2 protein-coding genes are annotated in these 2,114 nt (G+C 68.4%); both read left to right on the forward strand.

Going from position 1 to position 2,114, the window contains the following annotated elements:
* The first annotated feature begins 192 nt into the window (after window positions 1-192).
* Complete coding sequence (locus ACFRCG_RS12435) at window positions 193-369, forward strand: hypothetical protein (protein ID WP_380030783.1); 177 nt, start codon at window positions 193-195, stop codon at window positions 367-369.
* Window positions 370-735: 366 nt separating this feature from the next.
* Window positions 736-1,185: a hypothetical protein gene (locus ACFRCG_RS12440; RefSeq protein WP_380030784.1), complete on the forward strand. Its 450-nt coding sequence runs from the start codon at window positions 736-738 to the stop codon at window positions 1,183-1,185.
* The last annotated feature ends 929 nt before the right edge of the window (window positions 1,186-2,114 follow it).

A 2,114-nucleotide genomic window follows, 5' to 3' on the forward strand; every position in this document is an offset into this window, starting at 1 on the left:
ACCATCGGGGCGGTGAACGCGCCGAAGGCGCCCGCCGGGTCACCACTGCGGCCCCCCGGGGCCGCAGAGGTGACCCCCGCGCGGGGTTGGTCGCGCCCGCCGACTGTGGGCTGCTGTGACCACCCCACCGGACCAGCCATCCGGGGGGTGCAACTCACGCATGTATCCCAGCCACACAAGGAGATTCGTACGATGCCGAACTACAGCCGTAAGGGCGAATGCCGCGTCTGTACCGCAGATTTCCGGCACGACAACGGTTCCTACTACGCGTCGGGGGAGACCGCGCCGGAGCACGACGGGCGGAACGGCAAGCACTGCCCCGGTTCCGGTCACGGGCTCAATGACGGCGGTCCGATGCCGGAGAAGTAACAAGCCGATGCCGACCCCCATTCGCCAACCGGCGGGTGGGGGTCGGCCCGCGCGCCAAAAGCTGAAGGACGGCCGGCAAGCCGGCCGGGTCGCCCCCTGAGTGGCCTGCGGCCACGGGCGACCCCTTCCGCCCGATGGGGCGGGCGCCGAAGGCGCGCGTGCCTCCCAAGCGCCTGCGGCGCGGGCACGCCCCTGCGGGGCAAAGGAGCCGCCCAAGGCGGCAAAACCCAATAGGTGTAGCGAAATTTCATGACTCAGTTTGTTGTCTAGCTGCATAGACAACCTTGACTATGTATCTAGACAATCGTGGATGGGGCCATTAACCTCATGTCGTAGCCGCAACTCCGCGAACCGAGAGGCGCCCGCGTGTCCATCGATCCCGCCGCCGACAACCGCCCCGCGACACCCGAGCCCCCCACGGGCCCCGTTCCCACGTACGACGCCTCCGCGGCGCGAGTCGGACGAACCTGGATCGTGACCATCCCCGGACTGCCCGACGGCAGCACGGCCACCACCCACGGCACCACCTGGCGCGAAGCCAAGACCAACGCCGGTACCCGTATTCGTGAACTACTCGGCCCTGACGTCGCTTTCGGTGTCCGCCTCTCGCCCGCCGACCCCGACGCCGACGAGGCCGTCCAAGCTCTCGTCGAAGCCCGGGCCGCGCTCCTCCACGCCGAGGAGGCCCACCGCCGAGCCCTCGACCACGCGGCGCGAACCCTGATCGCCCAGGGTTGGACCACCCGAGACGCAGGGCACGCCCTCCACCTCTCCCCGCAGCGCATTTCCCAACTCGTGCCCCGAAAGCCCGCGTAACCCACCCCTATCTCCCTGTGTGAGTTGGAGACGCCGCGCTGTTCCCGGGCTGGCTACCCAAGCAGGACGAACGGCAAGGCAGTGCCCCCGGCGGCCCCTTATCGGGCCACCGGGGGCGTACGCGTTGTGGCGAAAGGGTCAATGGGTCAATCACGAACACGGCCGCCTCGTTCGGACCGCTGACACTCCATCCCCTGTCGAGGACACCCCGGCGGCTGAGTAACCCAGTCCCACCCACGGCTCCAAGGTCAACTCAAGGTCTCCTTGCCGCGAATCAGGGTCACTCCCCGCTCCGCCAATCGACGGCCACGCGATTCCAACCCGGCACACCCAGGCATCGTGGGGGCGTTCGCCGGTGGGTGGGGGCTCGGGAGGTTTTAACGGGCGTTGACAGTCGGGGGCCCACCGGCGGCAAGACCGGGGGCCCTGGGTGGGTCTTGCGGTGGGTGGGCGAGCCACCCACCCGCGCCGGTCAGCTTACGGGCCCCCGGTCATGCCACCGCCCCGACGATCAACGCCCGTCAAAACCTCCCGAGCGCGCGTGGGTTGCGGGACGCGTGGGGTCGGGAGCGGGCCGGGGGAGGTCTCGAAAGATCTTGGGATTCCTTGCGTGGGCAGGGTTCGCCCCTCACTCGAAGGGTAAGATATAGATAGCTAGTCGGTGAGGACAACACCGAGTGGCGACCACCAAACACAACCCAAGGAGACACCCATGGCGAACGGCAGCTGCCCCGGCTCTGCGGACGGCAAGCACTACTGGGTCGTAGTCGGCGGCAACCAGAACCACCAGAAGTGCGTCAACCCGGGATGCGGCGCGACAATCGGAGGGAAGTAACCGCCCCTCGGTGCCGTGCCGGGCAACCACCCCGCCCCGCACAAACCCCACCAACACCCCACCCACAAAAACCCACCCCCCAGGTGCCCAAAAA

It is taken from the genome of Embleya sp. NPDC056575, assembly GCF_042793325.1.
In the GTDB taxonomy this organism is placed as follows: domain Bacteria; phylum Actinomycetota; class Actinomycetes; order Streptomycetales; family Streptomycetaceae; genus Embleya.

Excerpts from the sequence above, each read along its gene's own strand:
- ACFRCG_RS12435 (WP_380030783.1), top strand. The coding sequence starts at position 193 with ATGCCGAACTACAGCCGTAAGGGCGAATGCCGCGTCTGTACCGCAGAT.